The following is a 23,854-nucleotide window of genomic DNA, read 5'->3' on the forward strand; positions in this document are numbered from 1 at the left end:
CGCGATGCGTGCAACGCAGTGCACGGCGTTGAAGGCTGAGAGAGCCGGCGTCCAGGCGCGGCCGCTGCAAGCCGGTTGCGGGGCCGTCTTTCATTTTCGTGGCGCGAGGTCACTTCACCGGCGCCTCATGAGAAAACGTAGGGCCGCCCCAAGTTTTCTCATCCCCCTCGGGGGGCCTGACGCGAATGCGGCAGGTCTGGGGGCGCTCTCATCTTGAAATTCTGGCCCCTTCACGCAAAACCCCATTGGCCGCAACTGGGTAGTCGACTGCTTCGCCCGGCCATCTTTCGCCCGGCACAGGTTGACGAACCCGTGCTGCGCTCGGATTTGCTCAGCGCCGATCAGATGGAGCAGCATGGCGTGGTGCTGGCCGCACGGCATCAGGCCTCCATGCGGCCGCAGAACAATGCCTTGCTCACCCGGCTTGCCGACAACGCGGACACGCTGGCGCATGCCAGCTCGGTGCTGACGCAGGCGGTGTACCAGGGGCATCGCATCACACCGGCAGCGGAGTGGCTGCTCGATAACGATTACCTGATCGAGGAGCAGATTCGCACCGCGCAGCGCGACCTGCCCAAGGGCTACAGCCGTGAGCTGCCGTGGCTGATCAACGGCCCTTCGGCCAACCTGCCGCGGGTCTATGACATTGCGCTGGAAACCATCGTCCACGCCGACGGCCGCCTGGACGGCGAAAGCCTGCGCCGCTTCGTCGCCGCCTACCAGACGGTGGCGCCACTCAAGCTGGGCGAGCTGTGGGCCGTTCCGATCATGCTGCGACTGGGGCTGATCGAGAATCTGCGCCGGGTTGCGGTGCGGGTGATGGCCGAATGGGGCGACCGCAACGTGGCCGGGCAGTGGGCCGATCGCATGGCCGAAGTCGCCGAGAGCGACCCCAAGAGCGTGGTGCTCGCCGTGGCCGACATGGCGCGCTCGGGCCCGCCCATGGCCTGCTCCTTTGTGGCCGAACTCACGCGGCGGCTGCAAGGCCAGGGGCCCGCACTGGCGCTGGCGTTGACCTGGGTGGAGCAGGCGCTGTCGGAATCCGGGCACAACATCGAGCGGCTGGTACAGCTCGAAGCCCAGCAGCAGGCCGCTGATCAGGTGACCATCGGCAACAGCATCGGCAGTCTGCGCACGCTGTCCAGCATGGACTGGCGCACCTTCGTCGAGTCCATGAGTCATGTGGAGCAGGTCTTGCGCCAAGACCCGGCAGGCATCTATGCCGCGATGGACTTCACCACGCGCGACCACTACCGCCATGTGGTGGAACGCCTGGCCAAGCGCACCACCCGCAGTGAAGGCGAAGTGGCCCTCGCTGCGGTTGATCTGGCGAGTCACACCGCGCCGGGCGCGACCGAGCAGCCGTCGCAGAGCCACGTCGGTTACTTTCTCATCGACCGCGGACTGGCCGCGCTCGAACAGCGTGTGGCCGCGCAAGATTCGGCCCGCGACGCGCTGCGGCGGTTCGCCCTGCGCGCGCCCCTCACCCTGTACCTCGGCTCGGTTTTGCTGTTGCTGGCTCTGCTGGCGCAGCCTCTTCTGCGTGTCGTGCAGCGCAATGGCCTGCATGGCTGGGAATTCCTGGCTATCGCTGTTGCGGTGGGGTTGATCAGCAGCCAGCTGGCCATCAGCCTGGTGAACTGGCTGCTGTCCATCGTGGTGTTGCCGCGCATCCTGCCTCGGCTCGATTTTTCCAAGGGCCTACCGCCCGAGGTGCGCACCCTGGTGGTGATTCCAGCCATGCTCAGCAGTGCGCAGGACGTGGACGCCCTGGCCGATGCGCTCGAGGTGCGCTTCCTGGCCAATCGCGACCCGCATCTGCACTTCGCCCTGCTCACCGATTTTGTCGATGCCCAGAGTGAAGTGCTGGAGACCGACGCGGCGCTGCTGCAACAGGCCACCGAGCGCATCGACGCGCTCAACGCCAGCCACCCCGACGCGCAGGCCGACCGTTTCTTTCTGCTGCACCGGCCGCGCCGCTGGAATGCGACCGACAAGGTGTGGATGGGTTACGAGCGCAAGCGCGGCAAGCTGACCGAGCTCAACGGTCTGCTGCGCGGCGCAGGCGGCACGCGGTATATGCAGATCGTGGGCCGCATCGAAGTGCTCACCGAGGTCAAGTACGTCATCACCCTGGACACCGATACGCAGTTGCCGCGCGACGCTGCGCGCCAGTTCATCGGCGCCATGGCGCACCCGCTCAATCGGCCGGTGATCGACACCGCCACGCAGCGCGTCATCGCCGGGCACGCCATCCTGCAACCGCGCGTGGGTATCAGCCTGCCCAGCGCGGCGCGCTCGATGTACGCGCGATTGTTCGGCAGCGACGCCGGCATCGACCCCTACACCAGCGCGGTGTCAGACCTTTACCAGGACCTGTTCGGCGAAGGCTCGTTCATCGGCAAGGGCATTTACGACGTCGATGCGTTCGAGCAAGCTCTGGCGAATCGCTTCGCCGAGAACAGCATCCTCAGCCACGATCTGGTGGAGGGCTGCTTCGCCCGCTCTGGCCTGATCAGCGACGTGCAGTTTTTCGAGGACTATCCGTCGCGGTATGGCAGCGACGTGAACCGCCGCCATCGCTGGATTCGCGGCGACTGGCAGTTGCTGCCGTGGGTTCTGCCTTGGGTGCGTACGCCACAGCGCCAGCGCACGCGCAACCCGCTGTCGGCCTTGTCGCGCTGGAAGATCCTCGACAACCTGCGACGCAGTCTGGTGCCCGCCGCGCTGCTGGCGCTGCTGCTGCTCGGCTGGTTTGTCATCACGCAGACCGCGGCGTGGACCTTGGCTGTGTTGGCCGTGGTGGTCGTGCCGCCGCTGCTGGCGCTGCAACTCGATCTGTTCATCAAGCCGCGTGAAGTGCTACTCGGCCAGCACCTGCGCCTGGCGCTACGCAGCATGGGCCAGCATGCCACGCATGTCCTGCTCACTCTGGCATGGCTGCCGCATGAGGCGCTCTACAGCTTCGACGCCATTGTGCGCACGCTGTGGCGCATGGCCGTCACGCGGCGCCTGTTGCTGCAGTGGAACCCGTCGCAGGCGGTGGAGCGCAGCGTCAGCACCACGCTGGCCGCCACGTTCAAGTCGATGGCGATCGGGCCGTTGCTGGCGTTGCTGGTCGCGGGCGCGTTGGCGCTGCTGCGGCCCGGCGCGCTGCTGGTGGCTGCGCCCTTGCTGCTGCTGTGGCTGGCCTCGCCCGCCATGGCCTGGCGCATCAGCCAGCCGCCGGTCATGCAGACCTTCATGCCCACGCCTGAAGCCCAGCGGTTTCTGCGGCGGCTTGCGCGCAAGACCTGGGCGTTTTTCGAAGCCCATGTCGGCACGCTGGACCACGGCCTGCCGCCGGACAATTTTCAGGAGCAACCGGCCCCGGTGATCGCGCACCGTACCTCGCCCACCAATATGGGGCTGGCGCTGCTGGCAAATCTGGCGGCCTACGATCTCGGTTACATCGGTATCGGGCGGCTGTTGCGGCGCACCGATCAAACCCTGCAGACCCTGCAGGGCCTGCAACGCTACCGCGGGCATTTCTACAACTGGTACGACACCCTCACCCTGCAGCCGCTGGCGCCGCGCTACATCTCAGCAGTGGACAGCGGCAATCTCGCCGGGCATCTGTTGACCCTGCGCCCCGGCCTGCTGGCGCTGGCGGACGACCCGCTGTTCGACCCGCGCTTGCTGCATGGACTGGATGACACCCTCGCATTGCTCGAAGAAGCTTTGCAAGACCGCGACCACAGCGGCGCTGCGCTGGCACCGTTCCGCCAGGCCCTCGACGCTGCGCTGGCCAGTCCGCCGCGCACGCTGGCGGCTGCCGTGGCCTGCCTGCAAGGCTTACTGGCCGCAGCGGACGCGCTCGCGCTCGACACCGAGCCGGCCACGCCCGATGCGTCGGAAGCCGCCGACGCCACCACCCTCAGCGATGTCGCCTTCTGGCTGCAGGCGCTGCGCGCGCAATGCCGCGATGCCAGCGCCACACTGCAGCCGTTTTCGGCCTGGACGCCATTGCCGAAGGACGGCGAAGCGCAGGCCATGCCCACCCTGCGCCAGCTGGTGCAGGCCCGCAGCGCCGCGCCGAACGCTGTGCAGCAGCGCGCCGCAGACCTGCTGCAGACCATCGAACAACTGGCGCAGCAGGCGGGTGCCATGGCGCTGATGGACTACAGCTTTCTCTACGACAGTCAGCGCGACTTGCTGTCGATTGGCTACAACGTCGATGAGCGCCGGCTCGACGCCGGGTTCTACGACCTGCTGGCCTCGGAAGCGCGGCTCACCAACTTTGTCGCCATCGCGCAGGAGCAACTCCCGCAGGACAGCTGGTTTGCGCTGGGACGCTTGCTCACCAGCAGCGGCGGCGAGCCGGTGCTGTTGTCGTGGTCTGGCTCGATGTTTGAATATCTGATGCCGCTGCTGGTGATGCCCAATGTGCCTGGCACCTTGCTCGACCAGACCTGCCGGGCCGCAGTGGCACGGCAGATTGAATACGGCCAGCAGCTGGGTCTGCCCTGGGGCGTCTCCGAGTCGGGCTACAACACGCAGGACACGCAGTTCAACTACCAGTACCGCGCCTTTGGCGTGCCGGGGCTGGGCCTCAAACGCGGCCTGAGTGAAGAGCGGGTGGTGGCGCCCTATGCCTCGGCTCTGGCGTTGATGATCGACCCGGCTGCCGCCTGCGTCAACCTGCAACGCCTGGCCGACGCCGGGGTGGAAGGCCGCTACGGCCTGTACGAAGCGGTGGACTACACCCCGGCACGCCTGCCGCGCGGCCAGGACTCTGTCGTGGTGCGCTCGTTCATGGCGCATCACCAGGGTATGAGCCTGCTCGCGCTTGACCATCTGTTGCAGCAGCGCCCAATGCAGCGCCGCTTCGAGTCCGACCCCAGCCTGCGCGCCACCTTGCTGCTACTGCAGGAGCGCGTGCCGAAAACCGCGGCTGAATATCGCCATGCCACCGCCGCTGCTTCGCCGCAGGCGCTCACGCGCGTGGCGGAAACCAGCCTGCGCGTCTTCACCGATCCGGACCGCGCCCGGCCCGCCGTGCAGCTGCTCTCGAATGGGCGCTATCACGTCATGGTCAGCAGTGCGGGCGGAGGCTACAGCCGCCACCGCGACATGGCGGTGACGCGCTGGCGCGAAGACATCAGCCGCGATGATGCCGGCACGTTTTGCTATCTGCGCGATGTCAGCAGCGCCGCGTACTGGTCGAGCGCGCATCACCCGGCTCGCCGCACGCTCAAGTCCTACGAGGCGATTTTCTCCGACGCTCGCGCCGAGTTCCGCACACGCACACCAGACTTCGACACCCACACCGAGATCGCGGTGTCGCCGGAAGACGATGTCGAACTGCGCCGCCTGCGCGTGACCAACCGCAGCCGCAGCCGCAGCCGCCGCACGATCGAGATCACCACCTATGCCGAAGTGGTGCTGGCGCCTGCGCTGGCCGACGCCATGCACCCGGCCTTCAGCAAGCTGTTTGTGCAGACCGAACTGGTGCGCCCGCTGCAGGCCATCGTCTGCACCCGGCGTGCACGCTCAAGTGCCGAAGCGGTGCCGTGGATGTGCCATCTGCTGGCTGTGCACGACGCCCACATTGACGAAATTTCTTACGAAACCGATCGCGCCCGATTCATTGGCCGAGGCCGCAGCACCTCAGATCCGCAGGCGATGGACAGCATCAGCCAGCGTCCCCGCAACCTGTCCAACAGCGCAGGCTCGGTGCTCGACCCCATCGTCGCCATCCGCTGCCGTATCACCCTCGAGCCCGAGCAATCGGCGCTGGTGGACATGGTGACCGGCGTGGGCGACAGCCGCGACGCCTGCCTGCAACTCATCGAAAAATTCCGCGACCGGCATCTGGCCGACCGGGTGTTCGACCTTGCGTGGACGCATAGCCAGGTCATGCTGCGCCAGCTCAACAGCAGCCAGGTCGATGCGCAGCTCTATGAAGACATGGCGTCCTGCCTGCTCTATGCCCACGCGTCACTGCGCGCCGACGCCGCCACCCTGCGCGCCAACCGGCGCGGTCAGTCGGGCTTATGGGGCCAGGCCATTTCTGGCGACCTGCCCATCGTGTTGCTGCACATTGCCGACCCGGCGAACATCGAATTGGTGCGGCAACTGGTGCAGGCGCACGCCTACTGGCGCCTCAAAGGCTTGGCGGTTGACTTGGTGATCTGGAACGAGGACAACGCCGGTTACCGCCAGCAATTGCAGGACCAGATCATGGGGCTGATTTCATCAGGCGTGGAAGCCAGTCTGATCGACCGCCCTGGTGGCATTTTCGTGCGTCCGGCGCAGCAGATTTCCAGCGAAGACCGCATTCTGGTGCAGTCCGCCGCGCGCGTGATCTTGAGCGACGGCCGCGGATCGCTGGCCGAGCAGGTCGGGCGCCGACGTCTGCACAAGCTGCCGGAGGCCTTCATCCCCTCGCGCCCGCGACTGGCCGAGTCCACGCGTGCGGACAACGCGGTCGCGGTGACCGGCACGGCCACCCAACCCATGCTGCTGGGCAACCGCTTCGGCGGCTTCAGCGCTGATGGCCGCGAGTATGTGATCGAGCTGGCGGCGGGACAGAACACCCCCGCGCCGTGGGCCAACGTGCTGGCCAATGCGCAGTTCGGCACGGTGATCTCGGAGAGCGGCGGCGCCTACACCTGGGGCGAGAACGCGCACGAATTCCGCCTCACGCCCTGGCACAACGACCCGGTGACTGACGCCAGCGGCGAAGCCCTGTATGTGCGCGACGAAGAGAGCGGCCATTCCTGGTCGCCCACGCCATTGCCCCGGCGCGGTGAAGGCGCGTATCGCACCCGTCACGGCTTCGGCTACAGCGTGTTCGAACACAGCGAAGACGGCATCCGCACCGAGTTGTGGGTGTATGTGGCGCTGGACGCGGCGGTGAAGTTCTCGGTGCTGAAGGTGCGCAATGTCTCCGGTCGCGCGCGCCGCCTGTCGGCCACCGGCTATGTCGAATGGGTGCTTGGCGACTTGCGCGAGAAGACCGCCATGCACGTGGTCACCGAGTCCGACCCGGTGACCGGTGCCCTGTTCGCGCGCAATGCCTACAACACCGAATTCGCCGGTCGCGTGGCGTTTTTCGATGTGGACAACCCGGCGCGCAGCGTGACCGGCGACCGCAGTGAATTCATCGGCCGCAATGGCACCCTGCGCGACCCGGCGGCGCTGCGCAACGCGCGGTTATCCGGGCAAGTCGGCGCGGCGCTGGACCCCTGCGCGGCCATCCAGATTCCCTTCGATCTGGGCGCGGGCGACACGCGTGAAATCATTTTCCGCCTAGGCGTGGCCGAGAGCCCCAAGGCCGCCAGCGCGCTGGTGCAGCGCTGTCGCGGCCTGGGCACGGCGGCCACCACGCTCGACGCCGTACGCACGCACTGGCGCAGCACGCTGGGTGCGGTGCAGGTGCGCACGCCCGACCCGGCGCTCGACGTGCTGGTCAACGGCTGGCTGCTGTACCAGGTGATCGCTTGCCGCTTTCTCGCGCGCAGCGGCTACTACCAGTCGGGCGGTGCCATCGGCTTCCGCGACCAGTTGCAGGACGCCATGGCGATGCTCCACGCCCAGCCCGATGCGGTGCGCCAGCATCTGCTGCTATGCGCGGCGCACCAGTTCAGCCAAGGCGACGTGCAGCACTGGTGGCATCCGCCGCTGGACCGCGGCGTGCGCACCCGCTGCTCCGACGATTACCTGTGGCTGCCGCTATGCGTGAGCCGCTATGTGCAGATCACCGGCGACCAAACCGTGCTCGACGAGACTGCGTCCTACCTCGAAGGCCGCGCCGTCAACGCCGATGAAGAGGCCTATTACGACCGCGCCACACGCTCGGAGCTGCGGGAGTCGCTCTACCAGCATTGCGTGCGCGCCATCGAGCACAGCATGCCGCGCGGCGCGCATGGCCTGCCGCTGATGGGCACGGGCGACTGGAACGACGGCATGAACCGCGTGGGCGACCACGGCCGTGGCGAAAGCGTCTGGCTCGGTTTTTTCTTGCATGAGGTACTGCAGCGCTTCGTGCCACTGGCGCAGTCGCGCGGCGACGCCGACTTCGCTGCGCGCTGCGTTGACGCCACGGCGGCGCTGCGCGCCAGCCTCGACCAGCATGGCTGGGATGGCGCCTGGTATCGCCGCGCCTACTTCGACGATGGCACGCCGCTGGGTTCGGCTGGCGGCGCGGAATGTCAGATCGACGCCATCGCGCAGAGCTGGGCCGTGCTGTCCGGCGCCGCCGATGCAGACCGCCAGCGGCAGGCGATGGACGAGCTCGACCAGCGTCTGGTGTGCCGCGATGCCGGGCTGGTGCAATTGCTCGACCCACCGTTCGACCAGACCCTGCTCGACCCCGGCTACATCAAAGGGTATGTGCCCGGCGTGCGCGAGAACGGCGGCCAGTACACGCACGCCGCGGTCTGGGCGGCGATGGCCTTCGCCGAACTCGGCGACGCCACCCGTGCCTGGGAGTTGCTGGACATGATCAATCCAGTGCACCACGCGCGCAGCGCCGCCGACATCGAGCGCTACAAGGTCGAGCCCTATGTCATGACCGCTGACGTCTACGCCGCCCCGCAGCATGTCGGGCGCGGCGGATGGAGCTGGTACACCGGTTCGGCTGGCTGGATGTACCGCCTTATCGTGGAGTCGCTGCTCGGACTGCGCCGCGAGGGCGGACACTTGCATCTCGCCCCGGTGCTACCGGCTGACTGGCCTGGGTTTGAGCTGGATTACCGCTACGGCAGCACGCTGTATTGCATCCGTGTCGGGCGGACGCTGTCGTCCACCAACCCCGCAGAGGTTACAGCCCAGATCCTGCTCGATGGCGTGGTGCAGTCTGCAGCGAGCATCGCTTTGCTGGACGATGGCCGCAGCCATCAGGTCGAGCTACGGCTGGCATAAGGTCACTGAGCATCCTGGGCCGCGCAGCATCGCGCGGGCTGTTCAATGCAACTGCAGGCCGCCAGTGCCAAAGATCCCGATGAGTCCGATGAGAATCAGGTAGACCGCCACGATGTAGTTAAGAAGGCGGGGCATGGCGAGGATCAGGACACCGGCAACCAGGGAAACCAGCGGGCCAATACTGAGATGGAGATTCATATGCGTCCTTGTGGCCGCGTCGGAGTGCGCAGGCATGACCATGAAGTTAGCCTTCCAGGCGTCTGCCGTCTGTGCGCTAACGAACGTCAGCGCTTTGAATGGCTTCGCCCGAGCGACGCATTGACCCACTGCAGCGTGCGCTGGCGTACAGACATCCGCGCAACGCAGACCTAAAGTCTGTAGCTTCCATACTTCCTGAAGCTGAATCATTCCGCGATGCAATCCACAGGAAGCCGCCTGAGCCAAGAGCCCACTGACATGACCAGACCTCGCACTGCAGCGACCCGCGCATTTCTTCAAAAATGCGCGGTCCTTTTTTCCGGAGCGCCATGGATGCTCAGCGGAGCCCAGGCGCAGATGCCGACCCCGCCGGCCCCTGTGCATGTCGGCAGTCCCCCGCCGGCCCCTGTGCATGTCGGCAGTCATCTGTGCGGCGGAGTGGGCGATAGCAGTTTGACGCAATTGCAATCAAGGGCTACCGACTACAACCTGGGGTTCTGGATGGTCGGCGGGCCGGGTGGAGCCTATCTGGCGGATGTGCCGATCGAGATCCGGTCCGGCAGCCGGACGGTGGCTAGGTTTACCGCGGATGGCCCCCTGTGCTACGTCAAACTGCCTGGGGGGCGTTACACAGTGACCGGAACGCATAACGGCCAGACCCGCAGTGTCCAGGTGCACAGCGGAAGCATGAACAACTATTTGCGCTGGTAGATTTTGCGCCAGCCATCAACCGCAACACGCCGCGTCGCCCGCCATGCCATCAAAAGCGCTCCCCCGCCTGAAATGCAAAAATCCAGACACTCCCTAAGCCGAGCACACGTACCGCCCTGCGCTTGCTTGGTGTAGCCAGAATTGATTGCCGCAGCTGGCATTCATGACGGCTCCGACTCTCTTGACCGGCCACAATCAGCCGTAGAACGTATCCCCTTCAAGGCATTCCACCTTGAATCATCTGCGCCCATCATCACCATTGAGGCGATTGCCAACAACGAAGGCCAGCTGATCATCCCCTACCACTGTGCCGAGGCGCTGTCGACAGACGGTTGAACCAACAGCCAGCCCGTCACCACGTGGTACCGCCAGCGAGCCTACGGGCTTTTTTGGGCCTCGTTTTGCAGGCTCTGGCCAGCTTTTTGGATTTGCTCGCCGGCCTTCGCCGCGCCCTGGTCTATGGCCTTGCCAGCTTTTTCTGCCGGGCCCTCTGGTTTTTGACAGCCGTAGAGCACCGCCATCAGAAGGCTGATGGCGACGATCGTTGCGGGCCGTTTGAAAGATCGGTTCATGGCGTTTCCTGGTTGTGGGGGTCTGTCAAACAATATGGCTTACTTGCCGATTTCATGCCCGATCACGCCGCCCACCGCAGCGCCACCGACCGTCCCGATTCCGCTCCCGCCCGACAGCACGGCGCCGCCCACTGCGCCAACGCCCGCACCGATCGCGGTGCTTTTATCCTGCGACGACATCCCCGCACAGCCGCCCAGAGCCAGCAAGCACATGGCAGCGGCAACCGAGGGGAGAATTCTTTGTTTGATGTTCATGATGCGACCTTTTGAATGGGTTGGAAAAAACAGCGCACGTCGCCCCGGTGAGGCGACGCACGCATTGGAGGGGGATCAGGCGCCTGTGCGATGGCCTACAACGCCGCTGCCCAGGATCGATTCCCCTCGCGGCGCGACTCGCCTGTTTACTTCAGGCTCATGTTGTCCTGAACCGCCTTCACGCCGTCCACGTTGCGTGCAAGGGCGACCGCTCTCAGCTCCTCTTCGCGTGTGCCGACAAAGCCGCTGAGTTGCACCACGCCCTTGAAGGTCACCACCTTGATTTCGAACAGCTTGAGCTGCGGGTCGCCAAAAATCGCGGCCTTGACCTTGGTCGTGATGGCCGTGTCGTCAATGTACTGGCCCGTGCTGTCGTGCCGATCTGTGGCGGCACAGCCTGTAAAACTGACCAATGACGCCGCCAGCATGACGGCATAAAGCACTTTGTGGGATCGCATGATGCATTCCTTTGAAATAAACCGAGTGTCCCCGAAGGCGTGTTGCCCAAGGGGTAGATGTTTGATGGCGCAATGGCGCAGGCGTATGAACGCTTACATGCGCCCTGTGAGAAAGAGGATCAGCACCACGATCACAATGAAGCCAAGAATGCCGCTGGGAAAGTACCCCCAGCTGCGGCTGTGGGGCCAGCTTGGAAATGCGCCGATCAACATCAGAATCAGGATGATCAGCAGAATGGTGCCTAACGACATGGTCATACTCCTCGTGTGCAGCGATGGGCGCGATGACTCTCGACCGACCGCTTTGCTTCAGGGCTGTGCAAGGTCTGATTGACCCCAGGCTCAGATTGCGGGACCGTCGTCTTTGCAGTGCTTCTGCCAGGCGTCGAGTTGCTGCTCCGCTTCGTCCTTGGTGATGCCATAGGACTCCTGGATCTTTCCGGCGAGTTGCTCGCGTTTGCCGTCGATCTCGGTCAGCTGATCGTCAGTGAGCTTGCCCCATTGCGCTTTGGCCTGACCCTTGATCTGCTTCCAGTTGCCTTCGATACGTTCCCAGTTCATGTTCAATCCTTCAAGTGATGGGGCTGTTGCCCCGGTTCATGTCGCTTCGGCATCGCGTTGCATTTCTGCGATGTCGTGGCATGCACTGAAGGTATCGAAGTGCAAGTAAGGTGTCTGTGCGCTAACGAACATGCAAGACCGTTTCATGACGCGAAGTTGCGTTCTGCGCGCTCCGGGGCCTTGTCTTGCATTGAAGCGTCGTAGATCCGTTGATCCAGCGCATAGCAGCTGCATGCCCTGGATTGCAGGGCGATGCGATTCACCACACGGAGATCACCGCGGTGGTACGCAATCAAGCCGCTGCGCTGCAACTCTCCTGCCGCCACCGTCACGCCAACACGCCGAACGCCCAGCATCTGGGCGAGATCTTCGTGCGTGACATGAAACGTGTCGGCGTGGGCGCGGTCCTGGCTCATCAACAGCTGACGTGCCAGCCGGGCTTCGATCAGATGAAATCGTTGACACGACACGGCTGCTGCCCGTTGCGCCAGCAACACATAGACATAGCGGTGCAGACCCTGACGCAGCGCCAGGCTTTGCGCCAGCGCCTCTTGCAACGCACTTTGCTCGATTCTCCACGCCGCCCCGGAACCTCGCACCAACGCGAGCAGCGGGGTGGTCGTCACGCCGAGTGCCAGCTCTGCGCCCAGCATGCCTTCGCGTCCCACCATTCCCACTTCCAGCGGCGCCTGCGCGCCTGTCTGCTGTAGCAGCGAGACATATCCGTTGACTGGGAAGTAGGCATGCGCGGTCTGCTGGCCTGGCGCGCCCAGCATGGCGGCAAAGACCAGTTCAACCGGCTCGCATCGCTTCAGCAAACGACGCTGTTCGATGCGAGGCAGGCGTTGAATGAGCGCATTCTGAGCGGTGAACAAAAAGGCTTTCGTGAACAGCACATCCAACGCATGCCGTGATGCAGCCCAGACCGGGCCGTGCGTGGCGTCTGGAACCGATGCCGACACGATGCGCCCAAATCTCCGCGGTGTCCGTTTGCTGCCGCACATAGCGATCGGCGGATCGTGCGGCCCGGCTTGCATCAACCATCAGTACGCCCAGCAGCCGTGCGCCAGTTTTTGCACAACGAGGGCGCGATGTTGCCTGGGCGGTCAGATGGCCAACGTGGCCGGAAGCAGCCGGTCGTACTCCGCCTTCACCACCGCGTAGCACTCGCAACTGCGTTGCTCCAGCCCACCCCGGTTGAGCACCTTGATACGGCCGCGTGCATAGTCAATCAACCCTGCCCGCTGAAGGCTGAGCGCGGCTTCGGTGACCCCTTCGCGGCGAACCCCGAGCATGTTGGAGATGAGTTCCTGCGTCATGACCAGATCGTTGCCATCAAGCCGGTCCAGGCTCAGCAGCAGCCAGCGGCAGAGTTGCTGGTCCAGCGAATGATGCCGGTTGCACACGGCAGTCTGAGACATTTGCGTGATAAGCGCCTGCGTGTAGCGCAACAGCAGATGCAGCACCGGCCCGGCGCGATTGAATTCAGTCTGCATGCCCGAAGCGCGCAGCCGATACCCCTCGCCTGCACTTTGCACCACCGCACGGGTGGTGGTGGATTGGCCACCCATGAAGAGCGAGACGCCGACAAGCCCTTCCCGACCGACCACTGCAATTTCTGCGGAGGCGCCGTTTTCCAGCACGTACAACAGGGAGACGATGGCTGTCGTCGGAAAGTAAACGTGGCTTTGCAGGCCGCCCGCCTCGTAGAGCACCTGCCCCAGTTCAAGCTTCACCCGTTCAAGTTGCGGTTTCCAGCGCAACCATTCCGCATCGGGAAGCGAGGCCAGCAGTTGATTGAGCTTCGGGTCGTCTGTGATTGGTCGCATGTCATTCTCCGAGAGGCGCGTCATTGATCCGTTGGGTCTGGACATCACGCCTGGAGCGACTCGCCAGGCTGGAAGCAACCCAGTGACCTCTCACGGAGAAGGACGGCGTCGATGCAGGCAAGTTGATTGGTAAAGCGAGATGAAGCGCCGAGTTTTATTCCCCGCAACACGAAACCGCCATTGTCGTCGACCCGCCCCGCGTGGCGGTCAGGACACTCGGCACGGCCCGGCGTGTTATTGCGAGCACTTGGCGCCCGCACCAAAAAATGTCAAACCACCCCGTTTTGGAGCGTCCTGCATCAGCCTGCGCACTCTGATGCGGCGCCGAGTTGAAGTGTTACAGATGAGAGCCAAACTTACACCAACACAGAGGGCCGATTCCTAGAATCGGCCGCATGTCTCCTGCCCTGGCTTCCCGCTCGGCGCTGTTGGCCGAACCTCCCGCTGAACCGCACGCCAGCCCCGGCGTGGCGCAGTCTTCGAGCGCGCGAGCGCAATCCGGCTGGAACCTGCAACTGGAACGGGTGAGCAAGACTTACGGCGCGGCCAATGTGGTGGACGACCTGTCGTTGCACATTGCCGCGGGCGAGTTTTTCAGCCTGCTCGGTCCCTCGGGCGGCGGCAAGACCACCACGCTCAATATGGTGGGCGGCTTCGAGCTTCCCAGTCTGGGACGCATCCTGCTGGGCGGCGCGGACATCACGCAGTTGCCGCCGCACCGGCGCGACATCAACACGGTGTTCCAGTCGTACGCGCTGTTTCCGCATCTGAGCGTGACCGACAACGTGGCATTCGGCCTGCGCCGCAAGCGTGTGGCCGAGAGTGAGATCAAGCGCCGTGTAGGCGAGATGCTCGAACTCGTGGCGCTCACCGGGCATGAAGCACGTCGGCCCAGCCAGCTTTCCGGCGGGCAGCAACAGCGCGTGGCGCTGGCGCGGGCGCTGGTGAATCGTCCCAAGCTGTTGCTGCTCGATGAGCCGCTGGGCGCGCTCGATCTCAAGCTGCGCAAGCAGATGCAGATCGAGCTCAAGCGCATTCAGTCGGAGGTGGGCATTACCTTCCTGTTCGTCACCCACGATCAGGAGGAGGCCATGGTCATGTCCGACCGGCTGGCCGTGATGTCGGGCGGTCGGGTGATGCAGGTGGGCGAGCCGCATGCGGTGTATGACCATCCGGCCAACGCGTTTGTCGCGACCTTCCTCGGCGCCTCCAATCTGCTCGATGGCGCGCTGCTGGGGGCGGATGGGGCGCATCAGCGCGTGCGTCTGAGCCAAGGCGGTGAGATGCTCGCCGCCACGCCCGTTGTGAACGCTGCGCCCAAGCAGGGCGAGCGGGTGCAGGTTGGCGTGCGGCCGGAAAAGGTGGTGCTGCACGCGCCCGGAGCCGATGTGCCTGCGGGCTGGAACGCCGTGGACGGTCAGGTTGATCTGGTGACCTATATCGGCGTGAGCCATCAATACAACATCACGGTACAGGGCGGGGCGGCCTTCACCGTGGTGGCTCAGAACCTCGGCGCGGGCCCGCTCCCGCAACGCGGCGATGCGGTGCGGCTGGGCTGGCAGCCGCAACACACCTTCATGGTCGAACCGTCCAGCAGCAATGAAACGGAGCAAGAACATGGCACGCACACCCCCTGATTCGGACGACGACGTCGATCTGCGCATCTCTCCCGCCCTGCTGCGCGGCCTCACGCAACCGCGGCTGTCACAGCAACTCGCCCTGAGCCGCCGCGGCTTTCTCACGGCGGCCGGCGCCACGCTGGGCTTGGCCGTGCTGGGCTTTCCCGATATGGCGCAGGCCGCTTGGGTCAAGCGCAGCCCGGCACAATGGGCGGACTGGTGGAAGGCGCAGAAGCCCACCAAGGATCTGGTGTTCGCCAACTGGCCGCTCTACATCGATGTCACCAAGGCGGGCAAGCACCCCACGCTGGAGATGTTCAGCAAGCAGACCGGCATCGCGGTCAAGTACCTGGAGCCGATTCAGTCCAACCCCGAGTTTTTCGCCAAGATCGAACCCTTGCTCAAGTCCGGCGAGGCCACCGGCTACGACATCGCGGTGATGACCAACGACAGCTTTCAGTTCACCGAACTGCTGCAGCAGGGCTGGGCCATTCCGCTGTGGAAGGAGAGGCTGCCCAATGTCTGGAAATACGCCGATCCCAGCATCCTCAACCCGGTGTACGACCCGCACAACACCTACACCACGGTCTGGCAGTCGGGCTTCACCGGCATTGGCTACAACCCCAAGTTGACCAAGCGCGAGATCACCTCTGTGGCCGATCTGTGGGACCCGGCGTTCAAGGGCCATGTCGGTATGTTCAAGAACCCCACGCAATATGGCGACTTTGGCCTGCTCAAACTCGGCATCGACCCGGCCACGGCCACGGTCGAAGACTGGAAGAAGGCGGCGAAGGAACTGATGGCGCAGCGCAAGGAAGGCCTGGTGCGGCAGTACTACGACCAGAGCTACATCAAGGCGCTGGAGAGCGGCGATGCCTGGATTTCCATGGCCTGGTCGGGCGACATCTACCAGGCCAACACCCAGGGCTACAAAGACCTCAAGTTCATCATCCCGAAAGAAGGGGCGATGTACTGGCATGACAATATGTTCATCCCGCAGGGGGCGAAAAACCCGCTGTCTGCGCTGGAGTGGATGAACTTCTACTACACGCCGAAGATCGCCGGGCTGGTGGAAGACTATGTCAACTACATCTGCCCGGTGCCCGCGGCGCAGGCCTACATCCGCGACGTGATCAAAGACCCGGCTGTGGCCGACAGCTCGCTGGTATTCCCCGACAAGGCGATGATGGCCAAGGCGCGTAATTACTACGTGTTCAAGGACTACGCCGAGTTCCAGGAATACCTGCGCATCTTCAATCCGGTGGTGGAGTGAGGGCGTGAGCGCCACCCCCGCACCTCCCGGGAGCGAGCGGCGGTGGCGCTGGTCGCGCGCCGCCGCGCCCTACTTGCTCAGCCTGCCGGCCTGGGCCTATTTGCTGCTGTTTTTCATCATTCCGCTAGGGGCCATGCTCATGCTCTCGGCGGCCACGGGCGATCCGATCAGCGGCTACACCTACACCGGGCACTACGTCGAGTTCGTTCGCGCGATTCATCGCTATCACCGCCAGTTCATCCGCTCGTTTGAGTACGGCGCGGTATCCACCGTGATCACTTTCGCCATTGCCTACCCGGTGTCGTACTGGATCGCGTTTCATGGCGGGCGGCACAAGGCGAGCTATTTGTTTCTGCTGCTGTTGCCCTTCTTCGTCACCTTTGTCATCCGCACCCTGGCCTGGCAGTTCATTCTGTCTGACCAAGGCATCGTGTTGGGCACGCTCAAGCACTGGGGTCTGCTGCCGCAAAGCGCGCACTTTCTGTCCACCGCACCCGCGGTGATCGGTGGCTTGGTCTACAACCGCCTGCCTTACTACGTCATGCCGTTGTTCGTGGCCTTGGAAAAGGTGGATCGTCGCTTGCTGCGCGCGGCGGAAGACCTGTACGCCAGCCCTTGGTCGGCTTTTCTACATGTGGTGTTGCCGCTGTCCGTGCCGGGCATCTTTGCCGGCTTTCTGCTGGTGTTCATCACCAACACGGGTGACTATGTGAATGCCGAGATCCTCGGTGGCCCTGGCACCCTGATGGTGGGCAACATCATCAACAACAGCTTTTTCGTGGATCAGAATTACTCCATGGCTGCGGCGTTGTCTTCGTTGTTGCTGCTGTCCATGCTGCTGGTGATTGCGCTGTATGCGCGCGTGTTCGGCACCGAAAGCATCCAGGACTATGCAGGTTCTTGAAACCGCCAATCTGCCGCTGCCCATAGCCGCGCCGCGCGCACGCCGCGCCTGGGGGCTGCTGCTACTGCGCGCTTACACCTGGGTGGTCATCGCCTTCGTCCTGGTTCCCATCGTGGTCATGGTGGTGTACAGCTTCAACCAGACGCCCAATGGCCGGGTGACGTTGTTCTGGCATGGCTTCACCACTTATTGGTACCGGCACGCCTTTGGCATCGCCGATCTGACATCGGCGCTGGTGCATTCGCTCGAGATCGCCTTCGGCAGTACGGCGATTGCGCTGCTGCTCGGCACGCCGATGGCGCTGGCCATGGGGCGCTGGCGGTTTCGCGGCAAGACGGTGTCTGACCTGCTGGTGTTCATCGATATTGCCGCGCCCTCGGTCGTCGTGGGGGCTTCGCTGTTGTCGTTTTTCATCGCGCTGAACGTGCCGCAGGGCCTGCTGACCATCCTGATCGCGCATGTGGCGTTCGAATTGGCTTTCGTGGTGGCCGTGATACGCGCGCGGGTTTCCGGGCTGGATCGACTGCTCGACCGCGCCGCGGCCGACCTTGGCGCCACGCCCTGGCAGACCTTCCGATATGTCACCCTGCCGCTCATCCTGCCCGGCATCGTCGGGGCTGGGGCGCTGGCTTTCGGACTGTCGATCGACGACGTGATCATCACCAACTTCGTCGCGGGCCCCAAGCTGACTTTTCCGCTGTGGGTCTATGGCGCGGTGAAGATCGGCATTCCGCCGCAGGTGTTCGTGCTGAGCACGCTGATTTTTGTTGGCGGCCTGCTGCTCGCCGGCGTGAACTGGTGGGTCGCTCGCCGCAGCCCGTGAACGGGCCCCCGCGTTTATTTGCCGCCGCGACGCATGCGGTTGCGCCGGGTCATCGCTTGGCAGGGTTCGCAGTCGTCCTTGCGGGCCTTGCGGCCGTAGCGCCCGGCGTAGTGATCGAACACGGCGCGCGGCACGATATGCAGGAATTTGCCCAGCCACCCCATCTGCCACGGAATGGTGACGTAGGCGCGACCCGCGTCGATGGCGGGCAGGGCGTGACGCGCGAACTCGGCGGGTGAAATGAGAAAGGGCATGCGAAAGCGATTGCCCGCCGTCATGGGCGTTTCGATATAGCCGGGGCTGAGGGTGACGACTTTCACGCCGCTGGGCCGCAGTTCCACGCGCAGGCTTTCGAGCGAGCGGATGAGGGCGGCCTTGCTGGCGCAATAGGCGGCGTGGCAGGGCAGGCCGCGAATCCCGGCCACGCTGGCGATGCCCACCAAAGCGCCGCTGCCGCGCGCGCGCATCGGCGCGATGAAGGGCGCCAGGGTGGCCAGCGCGGCGGCCCAGTTGATGTCCATGATGTCGATAGCCACGTCGAGATCGTCGGCTTGCGACAGATCGACGCCGTGGCTGATGCCTGCATTGGCAATGACCACCTGCGGGCAGCCCCATTCGCGCAGCAGGGTGTCGGCCTCAAGGCGCAGGCGGTCGGTGTCGCGCACGTCGGCGGCGATGAGCCGCACGCGGGCCGCATCAGTCGGGTCGAGATGGGCATCGCGTGCGACTTGCTCCAGCAACTCGGCGCGGCGGGCGATCAGCACCAGCCGCCAGCCGCGCGCTGCATAAGCCGCAGCCAGCGCTGCGCCGATGCCGCTGGACGCGCCGGTGAGCAGCACGATGGGTGCGGGCGATGCGGCGGTCATGGCGCGGCTCCCGGTGGGGTCTGGCCCGGCACGATGACGGCTTTCACCCGCCCCTGCAGCAATGAAGTGCCCGCAATGCCGTTGAAATCCACCGCATTGCCGGAAAAAACGGTTTGCCCCTGCTGCACCACCGTGGGCCGGTTCGACTGCACGATCTGCTGGTTGGGGAAGATATTGAGAAACTCGCTGCGTACGATCAGCGGGGCCTGATGGGGCACGCCGCTGCGCTGCACCACGGCCTGGCCGAGAAGCTGCACATTGCTGCCGTCTTTGTTGGATAGGCCGCGCAGCGCGCTGGCTGTGGTGACGATGCCCTGGGGGTTGACCGCACGCAGTTGCGGTGCCGTGATGTCGAAGGTGTCGGAGGCGGGCAGGTGCACCATCTGCGTGCCGCGCAAAACGGCGCTGAGCTGACCCTGGGGGTTGTAGCTCGCCGCAGAAAATCCGCGCAGCAGGTAGTCGGGCAGGTCGGAATGCGCCGCGCCGATTCGGGGGTTTTGCTCGGCGCGCATCACCACCTGCGCCACCCACCAGCTGAACGCGGCGGCAAGCGCCAGTAGCAGGACGGGCGTCCAGGCGCTGAGGCGGAGCCAGAACTGGCGCAGATTCATTCTCATGTCGGTGGGGGCTTCAACGCGAACTGGGCAGCACGGCGCCGGGCTCGGCCAGGGTGCCGCTGATGGCATCGTGAGGGCGGCCGGCCTTGGTGCTGTCAGGCGGCGGTGTGTGCGGCTTGCCGTCGAGCGCATCCTGCAGCAGGGCGGCGTAGGCGCCGCGCGCCATCAGCAGCAGATCGCAGACTTCGCGCACCGCGCCGAGCCCGGCGGGGGCGCGGGTGATGTGGCTCACGCGGGCCAGCACCTCGGCGTGGCTTTGCGGCGGCGCAGCGCTGAAACCCGCCCGGGCGATCAGGGCGAGATCAGGCCAGTCGTCGCCGATGATGGCCACTTGCTCCCAGCCCAGCTCGAGCTGGTCGAGCAGGCTCTGGGCGGCGGGCAGCTTGGCGCCGCTGCCCAGCACGCTGTGTTGCAGGCCGAGTTCGGCGCTGCGCGCGCGCAGCGCGGGGCTGTCGCGCCCGGAAATGACGACGGGCTCGATGCCTGCGCTCATCAACAGCTTGAGGCCGTGGCCGTCGAGGGTGGAAAAGCGCTTGAGCTCTTCGCCCTGCGCGCCATAAAGCAGGTCGCCGGGGGTGAGCACGCCGTCCACGTCGAGCAGCAGCAGTCGCACATCGAGCGCGGCGAGTAGGAGTTCGGGCTCAAAGGCGAGACGGGGTGTGGCGTCGCGGGGTGTGGAATCGATAGGCGGGTTCATGGCGGATTTGTTCACACCCTCTCAGATCACTTTGGCGGCGAACAGGTCGTGCATGTTCAGCGCGCCGACGGGCTTGCCTTGCGCATCGACGACGAGCAATTGGTTGATGCGGTATTGCTCCATGAGTTGCACCGCTTCGACGGCGAGCGCGTCCGGGCCTATGGTGTGCGGCTGCGGGTGCATGGCCTGCTGCGCTTGCAGGGTGTTGAGGTTGGCGCCCTTTTCGATCAGGCGTCGCAGATCGCCGTCGGTGATGATGCCCGCCAGCACGCCGTGCGCATCGACCACGGCCGTCATGCCCAGGCCCTTGCGGGTGATTTCCATCAGCGCGGCGGTGAACGGCGCCTCTTCCGTCACGCTGGGCACGGCCTCGGCGCTGCGCATCACATCGCGTACATGGGTGAGCAGTTTGCGCCCCAGGCTGCCGCCGGGATGGGTGCGGGCGAAATCTTCGGGGCCGAAGCCGCGGGCGTCGAGCAGGGCGACGGCCAGGGCGTCACCCAGGGCAAGCTGGGCGGTTGTGCTGGCGGTTGGCGCGAGGTTGAGCGGGCAGGCTTCTTGTTCGACGGCGCAATCGAGCAGGATGTCGGCATGCCGCGCCAGGGTGGAGTCGGTGCGGCCGGTCATGCTGATGAGCGTGGCGCCCAGGCGCTTGACCTGCGGCACGATGCGGGTGAGTTCTTCGGTCTCGCCGGAGTTGGACAGGGCGAGGAACACATCGTCGCGCGTCACCATGCCGAGGTCGCCATGGCTGGCCTCGGCCGGGTGCACGAAATAAGCCGGCGTGCCGGTGGAGGCGAAGGTGGCCGCGATTTTTCGGCCCACATGCCCCGATTTGCCCATGCCCGACACCACCACGCGGCCGCCGCTGCGCAGGATGCACTGCACCGCCTGCGCAAATGCGCTCGACAGCGGCGGCGCGGCCAAGCGCTCACGAAGGGAAAGCAGGGCGCGGGCTTCGATGTCCAGGGTGTCGCGCGCGAGTTGAACCGCGCGCTCAGGCGAGTAGGGGGTGTGCATCAGCGGCAGTATAAAAACCGCGGCGCGTTCTGTCTGATAGCGCCGCCAGACCTACCGCTGCGCGTCAGGCCCCCCCGAGGGGGGCGGCGGTTCAGCTCACGATGCCCTGATGCATGGCGTAGCGCACCAGATCGGCGTCGTTGTCGAGGGCGAGTTTGTGCATCAGCCGCGTCTTGTGCGTGCTCACCGTTTTGCAACTGATGTGCAGTTCGTCGGCGACCTGATTGACCGATTTGCCTTCGACCAGCCGCATGAACACCTGCATCTCCCGGTCGGAAAGACGGGCGTGGGGTTCTTCCGCCGCCTCGCCCTCGTTCATATAGTTGGCCAACTGCTCCGCCACGCCGGGCGTCAGGTAACGTCCGCCGTGCACGACCTTTTGAATAGCCTCTACCAGCACGTCGGGGCTGCAACCCTTGGTGAGATAACCTGCCGCGCCGCCGCGCAGCGCGCGCAGCGCAAACTGTTGCTCGGGATGCATGCTCAGAATCAGCACCGGCAGGTCGGGGTGCATGAGCTTGATGCGCTTGAGCAGATCGAGTCCGTTGCCTTGGGGCATGGACAGATCGAGCAGCACCACGCTCCACGACTGATCGCGGATGGATTGCATGGCGCGGGCGAGATCGCCGCACCAGACCGCCTGCATGTCGTTGGAGCCGAGAAAGCGCGCAAGACTTTCGCCCAGCAGCGCATGGTCGTCGATGATGAGTACGCGCAACTCATCCAAGGGCGTCTCCTGCGGATGGCTGGGGTTGGGCGGCGCCCGCGTCATCGCTCGACAGCGTAGGCCCCAGTGGCATGCACACCTGTACGCGCACACCTCCCCGCGGCGACTGGTCGAGCTGAAAGCTGCCGCCGAAGACTGCTGCGCGTTCGCGCATGCCCCGCAGACCCAGCGAGGGGCGGCTGGCCGGGGGCTCCTGCGGCGTGTAGCCGATACCGTCATCCTCGACTGAAATGCAGATCTGATGGGCCTCCACATCGACACAGCGTACCCAGGCCTGACGCGCCCGCGCATGGCGCACCACGTTCGTCAAGCCCTCCTGCGCGATGCGAAACAGCTCCGTGGCGATCAGTTCGCCGACCTCGCTTTTGTAGCTCAGCTCGGTTGACACCCGAATGTCGTAGCGTTGGGCGTATTGCGCGGACATCCAGCGAAGCGCGGCCTTCAGCCCCAGGTCGAGCACGCTGGGCCGCAATTCGGACGCAACCCGCCGACCCGCCTCTGCCGCGGCGTGAATGAGCTTGTCGACGTTACCAAACAACTCCGGCGCCTGCGCGGCGCCAAACTGCTTGCGCAGCAGCGCCACATTCATCTGCAAGGCCGTGAGCACCTGACCCAGATCGTCATGCAGGTCGCGCGCCATGCGGGCCCGCTCCGCCTCGCGCACCGACTCCAGATGCGAGGCGATCTGCCGCAGGTCGCTGGAGAGATTGAGCAACTGCGATTCGCGCAGATGACTCTGCGTGACGTTGAGCATGATGCCGGTGGATTCGGCCGCGAGGGCGTCGATGCTGCGCGTGCGCGCCCGCACATTCACCCACTTGAGCCCGTGCGGCGTATGCAGACGCCCTTCCCAGTTCCAGAAACCGGAGGCAACGCTGGCCTGCAGCGCCGCATGAAACGGCGCGAGATCCAAGGGGTCGATCTGGTTCAGAAGGTGCTGCGAGGAGTGCTGCAAGTCAGTGGCCTGAACGCCACAAACCGGCAGGCAACAGGCGTTGGCAAAGTCGAACCGCAATTGCCCGCCGTCATGGCGCAGGCGGAACACAAAACCCGGGAGCTGGTCAACGAGCGCACGCAGGTCTGTGAAACCCTCCGGCGCCTGCGTTGCGCCATGCGTCAGATCGACATCGCCTGCCATGGCGACCAGGCGATCGGGTGTTTCACGAGTGTGGCGCTGTGGCAACATGACGTCGGCATGAGATGCGATGGTTCAAAAATAGTGCGAGATCACAGCATTCGGGTTGTGAAATCTAGTCTCGACTAGAGAATTCAACGTGCTTTAGGGCGGGATTCCTAGGTTATCAGAAAATTCTGACAAAAAAACCAGCAAATTCCGATACGCAAGTCAGAGCGCGCTGATCGATTCAGCTTAGGGAAAACTCGACAATTCACACTCCCTAATGAGCATATTTTGGGGTCTGACGAGTCGCAGGCCTAGGCCTCGTCGAGGGGGGTGTGGTGATCAGGACATGAGGCGAAGGTTTTAGTGCACCCTATATGTAACAAACAGTGCCTTTGTTTTGCGTTGTATTGCGGGGGGCGGTTTCGAGTGTCATGAGTCGAAACAGTCTCATCTTGAGAGGGGCTTGATCGTGTGGTCGCAATGGGTGCACGGCTGGCGTCATAGTGAGGAAGTAGTCATGAATTCATTCTTTTTAAAAGCGGGAACTCTTGCTCTGGTGGCTTCGGTGAGTCTTGCGGGCTGCGGTGGCGGTGGCACGACGGATCTCGCTGCCGCCAATAATCCGACTGCAGGAACTGGCACGGCAGCGATCGCCAGTCCGCAGCCCACGATCACCGGCGGCAGTGCGAATAAC

21 protein-coding genes are annotated in these 23,854 nt (G+C 64.6%); 7 read left to right on the forward strand and 14 right to left on the reverse strand.

Annotation, left to right across the window (positions count from 1 at the left end; all coding sequences use genetic code 11):
• Positions 1-213 precede the first annotated feature (213 nt).
• Entirely contained in the window at positions 214-8,907 is an 8,694-nt protein-coding gene (locus tag THI_RS00980; RefSeq protein WP_013104353.1) for a glycoside hydrolase family 94 protein, read from the forward strand.
• Between the two features lie 42 nt (positions 8,908-8,949).
• Here THI_RS00980 and THI_RS18255 read toward each other — a convergent pair whose 3' ends face one another.
• A complete protein-coding gene (locus tag THI_RS18255; RefSeq protein ID WP_013104354.1) occupies positions 8,950-9,105 on the reverse strand; it encodes a DUF3096 domain-containing protein in 156 nt (51 codons plus the stop codon).
• 852 nt (positions 9,106-9,957) lie between these two features.
• Between THI_RS18255 and THI_RS18685 the strand changes: the two genes are divergently transcribed.
• Positions 9,958-10,152, forward strand: a complete 195-nt coding sequence (locus THI_RS18685; protein ID WP_013104356.1) for a hypothetical protein — start codon at positions 9,958-9,960, stop codon at positions 10,150-10,152.
• Between the two features lie 41 nt (positions 10,153-10,193).
• On the opposite strand, the gene THI_RS00995 is transcribed toward THI_RS18685, so the two are convergent.
• From THI_RS00995 to THI_RS01025, 7 genes are all read right to left on the reverse strand, one after another.
• Entirely contained in the window at positions 10,194-10,388 is a 195-nt protein-coding gene (locus THI_RS00995) for a hypothetical protein (RefSeq protein ID WP_041608840.1), read from the reverse strand.
• Positions 10,389-10,427: 39 nt separating this feature from the next.
• On the reverse strand, positions 10,428-10,643 hold the full coding sequence (locus THI_RS01000; protein ID WP_013104357.1) for a YMGG-like glycine zipper-containing protein: 216 nt from the start codon (positions 10,641-10,643) through the stop codon (positions 10,428-10,430).
• Positions 10,644-10,789: 146 nt separating this feature from the next.
• Complete coding sequence (locus THI_RS01005) at positions 10,790-11,101, reverse strand: BON domain-containing protein (RefSeq protein ID WP_013104358.1); 312 nt, start codon at positions 11,099-11,101, stop codon at positions 10,790-10,792.
• Between the two features lie 93 nt (positions 11,102-11,194).
• Complete coding sequence (locus THI_RS18260; protein WP_013104359.1) at positions 11,195-11,353, reverse strand: DUF3309 domain-containing protein; 159 nt, start codon at positions 11,351-11,353, stop codon at positions 11,195-11,197.
• 90 nt (positions 11,354-11,443) lie between these two features.
• On the reverse strand, positions 11,444-11,662 hold the full coding sequence (locus tag THI_RS01015; protein WP_013104360.1) for a CsbD family protein: 219 nt from the start codon (positions 11,660-11,662) through the stop codon (positions 11,444-11,446).
• 143 nt (positions 11,663-11,805) lie between these two features.
• The gene (locus tag THI_RS01020; RefSeq protein ID WP_321164562.1) at positions 11,806-12,624 is read right to left on the reverse strand and encodes a Crp/Fnr family transcriptional regulator; all 819 of its coding nucleotides are present in this window, start codon (positions 12,622-12,624) and stop codon (positions 11,806-11,808) included.
• Positions 12,625-12,768: 144 nt separating this feature from the next.
• Positions 12,769-13,491 (reverse strand): Crp/Fnr family transcriptional regulator, encoded by a 723-nt coding sequence (locus tag THI_RS01025; protein WP_013104362.1) that lies wholly within the window; start codon positions 13,489-13,491, stop codon positions 12,769-12,771.
• 395 nt (positions 13,492-13,886) lie between these two features.
• On the opposite strand from THI_RS01025, the gene THI_RS01030 reads away from it, so the two are divergent.
• Genes THI_RS01030 through THI_RS01045 form a run of 4 tightly spaced genes read left to right on the forward strand, consistent with a single transcriptional unit; the run spans position 13,887 to position 18,110 of the window.
• Positions 13,887-15,128, forward strand: coding sequence for an ABC transporter ATP-binding protein (locus THI_RS01030; RefSeq protein ID WP_013104363.1), 1,242 nt, complete (start codon positions 13,887-13,889; stop codon positions 15,126-15,128).
• Entirely contained in the window at positions 15,109-16,383 is a 1,275-nt protein-coding gene (locus tag THI_RS01035) for a polyamine ABC transporter substrate-binding protein (protein ID WP_013104364.1), read from the forward strand. The genes THI_RS01030 and THI_RS01035 overlap by 20 nt, the downstream gene beginning before the upstream one ends.
• A 4-nt stretch (positions 16,384-16,387) precedes the next feature.
• Positions 16,388-17,287 carry an ABC transporter permease gene (locus tag THI_RS01040; RefSeq protein WP_013104365.1) on the forward strand — a complete coding sequence of 300 codons (900 nt, stop codon included), beginning with the start codon at positions 16,388-16,390 and terminating at the stop codon, positions 17,285-17,287.
• A complete protein-coding gene (locus THI_RS01045; RefSeq protein WP_013104366.1) occupies positions 17,274-18,110 on the forward strand; it encodes an ABC transporter permease in 837 nt (278 codons plus the stop codon). Before THI_RS01040 ends, THI_RS01045 begins: the two co-directional genes overlap by 14 nt.
• Before the next feature lie 14 nt (positions 18,111-18,124).
• Here THI_RS01045 and THI_RS01050 read toward each other — a convergent pair whose 3' ends face one another.
• From THI_RS01050 to THI_RS01075, 6 genes are all read right to left on the reverse strand, one after another.
• Positions 18,125-18,976: an SDR family oxidoreductase gene (locus tag THI_RS01050; RefSeq protein WP_013104367.1), complete on the reverse strand. Its 852-nt coding sequence runs from the start codon at positions 18,974-18,976 to the stop codon at positions 18,125-18,127.
• The gene (lptC, locus tag THI_RS01055; protein ID WP_041608841.1) at positions 18,973-19,593 is read right to left on the reverse strand and encodes an LPS export ABC transporter periplasmic protein LptC; all 621 of its coding nucleotides are present in this window, start codon (positions 19,591-19,593) and stop codon (positions 18,973-18,975) included. The genes THI_RS01050 and lptC overlap by 4 nt, the downstream gene beginning before the upstream one ends.
• A gap of 13 nt (positions 19,594-19,606) precedes the next feature.
• Complete coding sequence (locus THI_RS01060; RefSeq protein ID WP_013104369.1) at positions 19,607-20,290, reverse strand: KdsC family phosphatase; 684 nt, start codon at positions 20,288-20,290, stop codon at positions 19,607-19,609.
• Positions 20,291-20,311: 21 nt separating this feature from the next.
• Complete coding sequence (locus THI_RS01065; RefSeq protein WP_013104370.1) at positions 20,312-21,310, reverse strand: KpsF/GutQ family sugar-phosphate isomerase; 999 nt, start codon at positions 21,308-21,310, stop codon at positions 20,312-20,314.
• Between the two features lie 91 nt (positions 21,311-21,401).
• Entirely contained in the window at positions 21,402-22,037 is a 636-nt protein-coding gene (locus tag THI_RS01070) for a response regulator (protein WP_041609081.1), read from the reverse strand.
• The gene (locus tag THI_RS01075) at positions 22,030-22,950 is read right to left on the reverse strand and encodes a sensor histidine kinase (protein ID WP_231836294.1); all 921 of its coding nucleotides are present in this window, start codon (positions 22,948-22,950) and stop codon (positions 22,030-22,032) included. Before THI_RS01075 ends, THI_RS01070 begins: the two co-directional genes overlap by 8 nt.
• Between THI_RS01075 and THI_RS19215 the strand changes: the two genes are divergently transcribed.
• On the forward strand, positions 22,930-23,301 hold the full coding sequence (locus tag THI_RS19215; RefSeq protein ID WP_231836296.1) for a hypothetical protein: 372 nt from the start codon (positions 22,930-22,932) through the stop codon (positions 23,299-23,301). The two genes, THI_RS01075 and THI_RS19215, sit on opposite strands and share 21 nt — an antisense overlap.
• The last annotated feature ends 553 nt before the right edge of the window (positions 23,302-23,854 follow it).

It is taken from the genome of Thiomonas arsenitoxydans (assembly GCF_000253115.1).
GTDB classification, from domain to species: Bacteria; Pseudomonadota; Gammaproteobacteria; order Burkholderiales; family Burkholderiaceae_C; genus Thiomonas; species Thiomonas arsenitoxydans.

Coding starts and splice junctions, on each gene's coding strand:
- THI_RS18255 (WP_013104354.1), bottom strand. CDS start 9,105: ATGAATCTCCATCTCAGTATTGGCCCGCTGGTTTCCCTGGTTGCCGGT.
- THI_RS00995 (WP_041608840.1), bottom strand. CDS start 10,388: ATGAACCGATCTTTCAAACGGCCCGCAACGATCGTCGCCATCAGCCTT.
- THI_RS01000 (WP_013104357.1), bottom strand. CDS start 10,643: ATGAACATCAAACAAAGAATTCTCCCCTCGGTTGCCGCTGCCATGTGC.
- THI_RS01005 (WP_013104358.1), bottom strand. CDS start 11,101: ATGCGATCCCACAAAGTGCTTTATGCCGTCATGCTGGCGGCGTCATTG.
- THI_RS18260 (WP_013104359.1), bottom strand. CDS start 11,353: ATGTCGTTAGGCACCATTCTGCTGATCATCCTGATTCTGATGTTGATC.
- THI_RS01015 (WP_013104360.1), bottom strand. CDS start 11,662: ATGAACTGGGAACGTATCGAAGGCAACTGGAAGCAGATCAAGGGTCAG.
- THI_RS01025 (WP_013104362.1), bottom strand. CDS start 13,491: ATGCGACCAATCACAGACGACCCGAAGCTCAATCAACTGCTGGCCTCG.
- THI_RS01030 (WP_013104363.1), top strand. CDS start 13,887: ATGTCTCCTGCCCTGGCTTCCCGCTCGGCGCTGTTGGCCGAACCTCCC.
- THI_RS01035 (WP_013104364.1), top strand. CDS start 15,109: ATGGCACGCACACCCCCTGATTCGGACGACGACGTCGATCTGCGCATC.
- THI_RS01045 (WP_013104366.1), top strand. CDS start 17,274: ATGCAGGTTCTTGAAACCGCCAATCTGCCGCTGCCCATAGCCGCGCCG.
- THI_RS01050 (WP_013104367.1), bottom strand. CDS start 18,976: ATGACCGCCGCATCGCCCGCACCCATCGTGCTGCTCACCGGCGCGTCC.
- lptC (WP_041608841.1), bottom strand. CDS start 19,593: ATGAGAATGAATCTGCGCCAGTTCTGGCTCCGCCTCAGCGCCTGGACG.
- THI_RS01060 (WP_013104369.1), bottom strand. CDS start 20,290: ATGAACCCGCCTATCGATTCCACACCCCGCGACGCCACACCCCGTCTC.
- THI_RS01065 (WP_013104370.1), bottom strand. CDS start 21,310: ATGCACACCCCCTACTCGCCTGAGCGCGCGGTTCAACTCGCGCGCGAC.
- THI_RS19215 (WP_231836296.1), top strand. CDS start 22,930: ATGAAACGGCGCGAGATCCAAGGGGTCGATCTGGTTCAGAAGGTGCTG.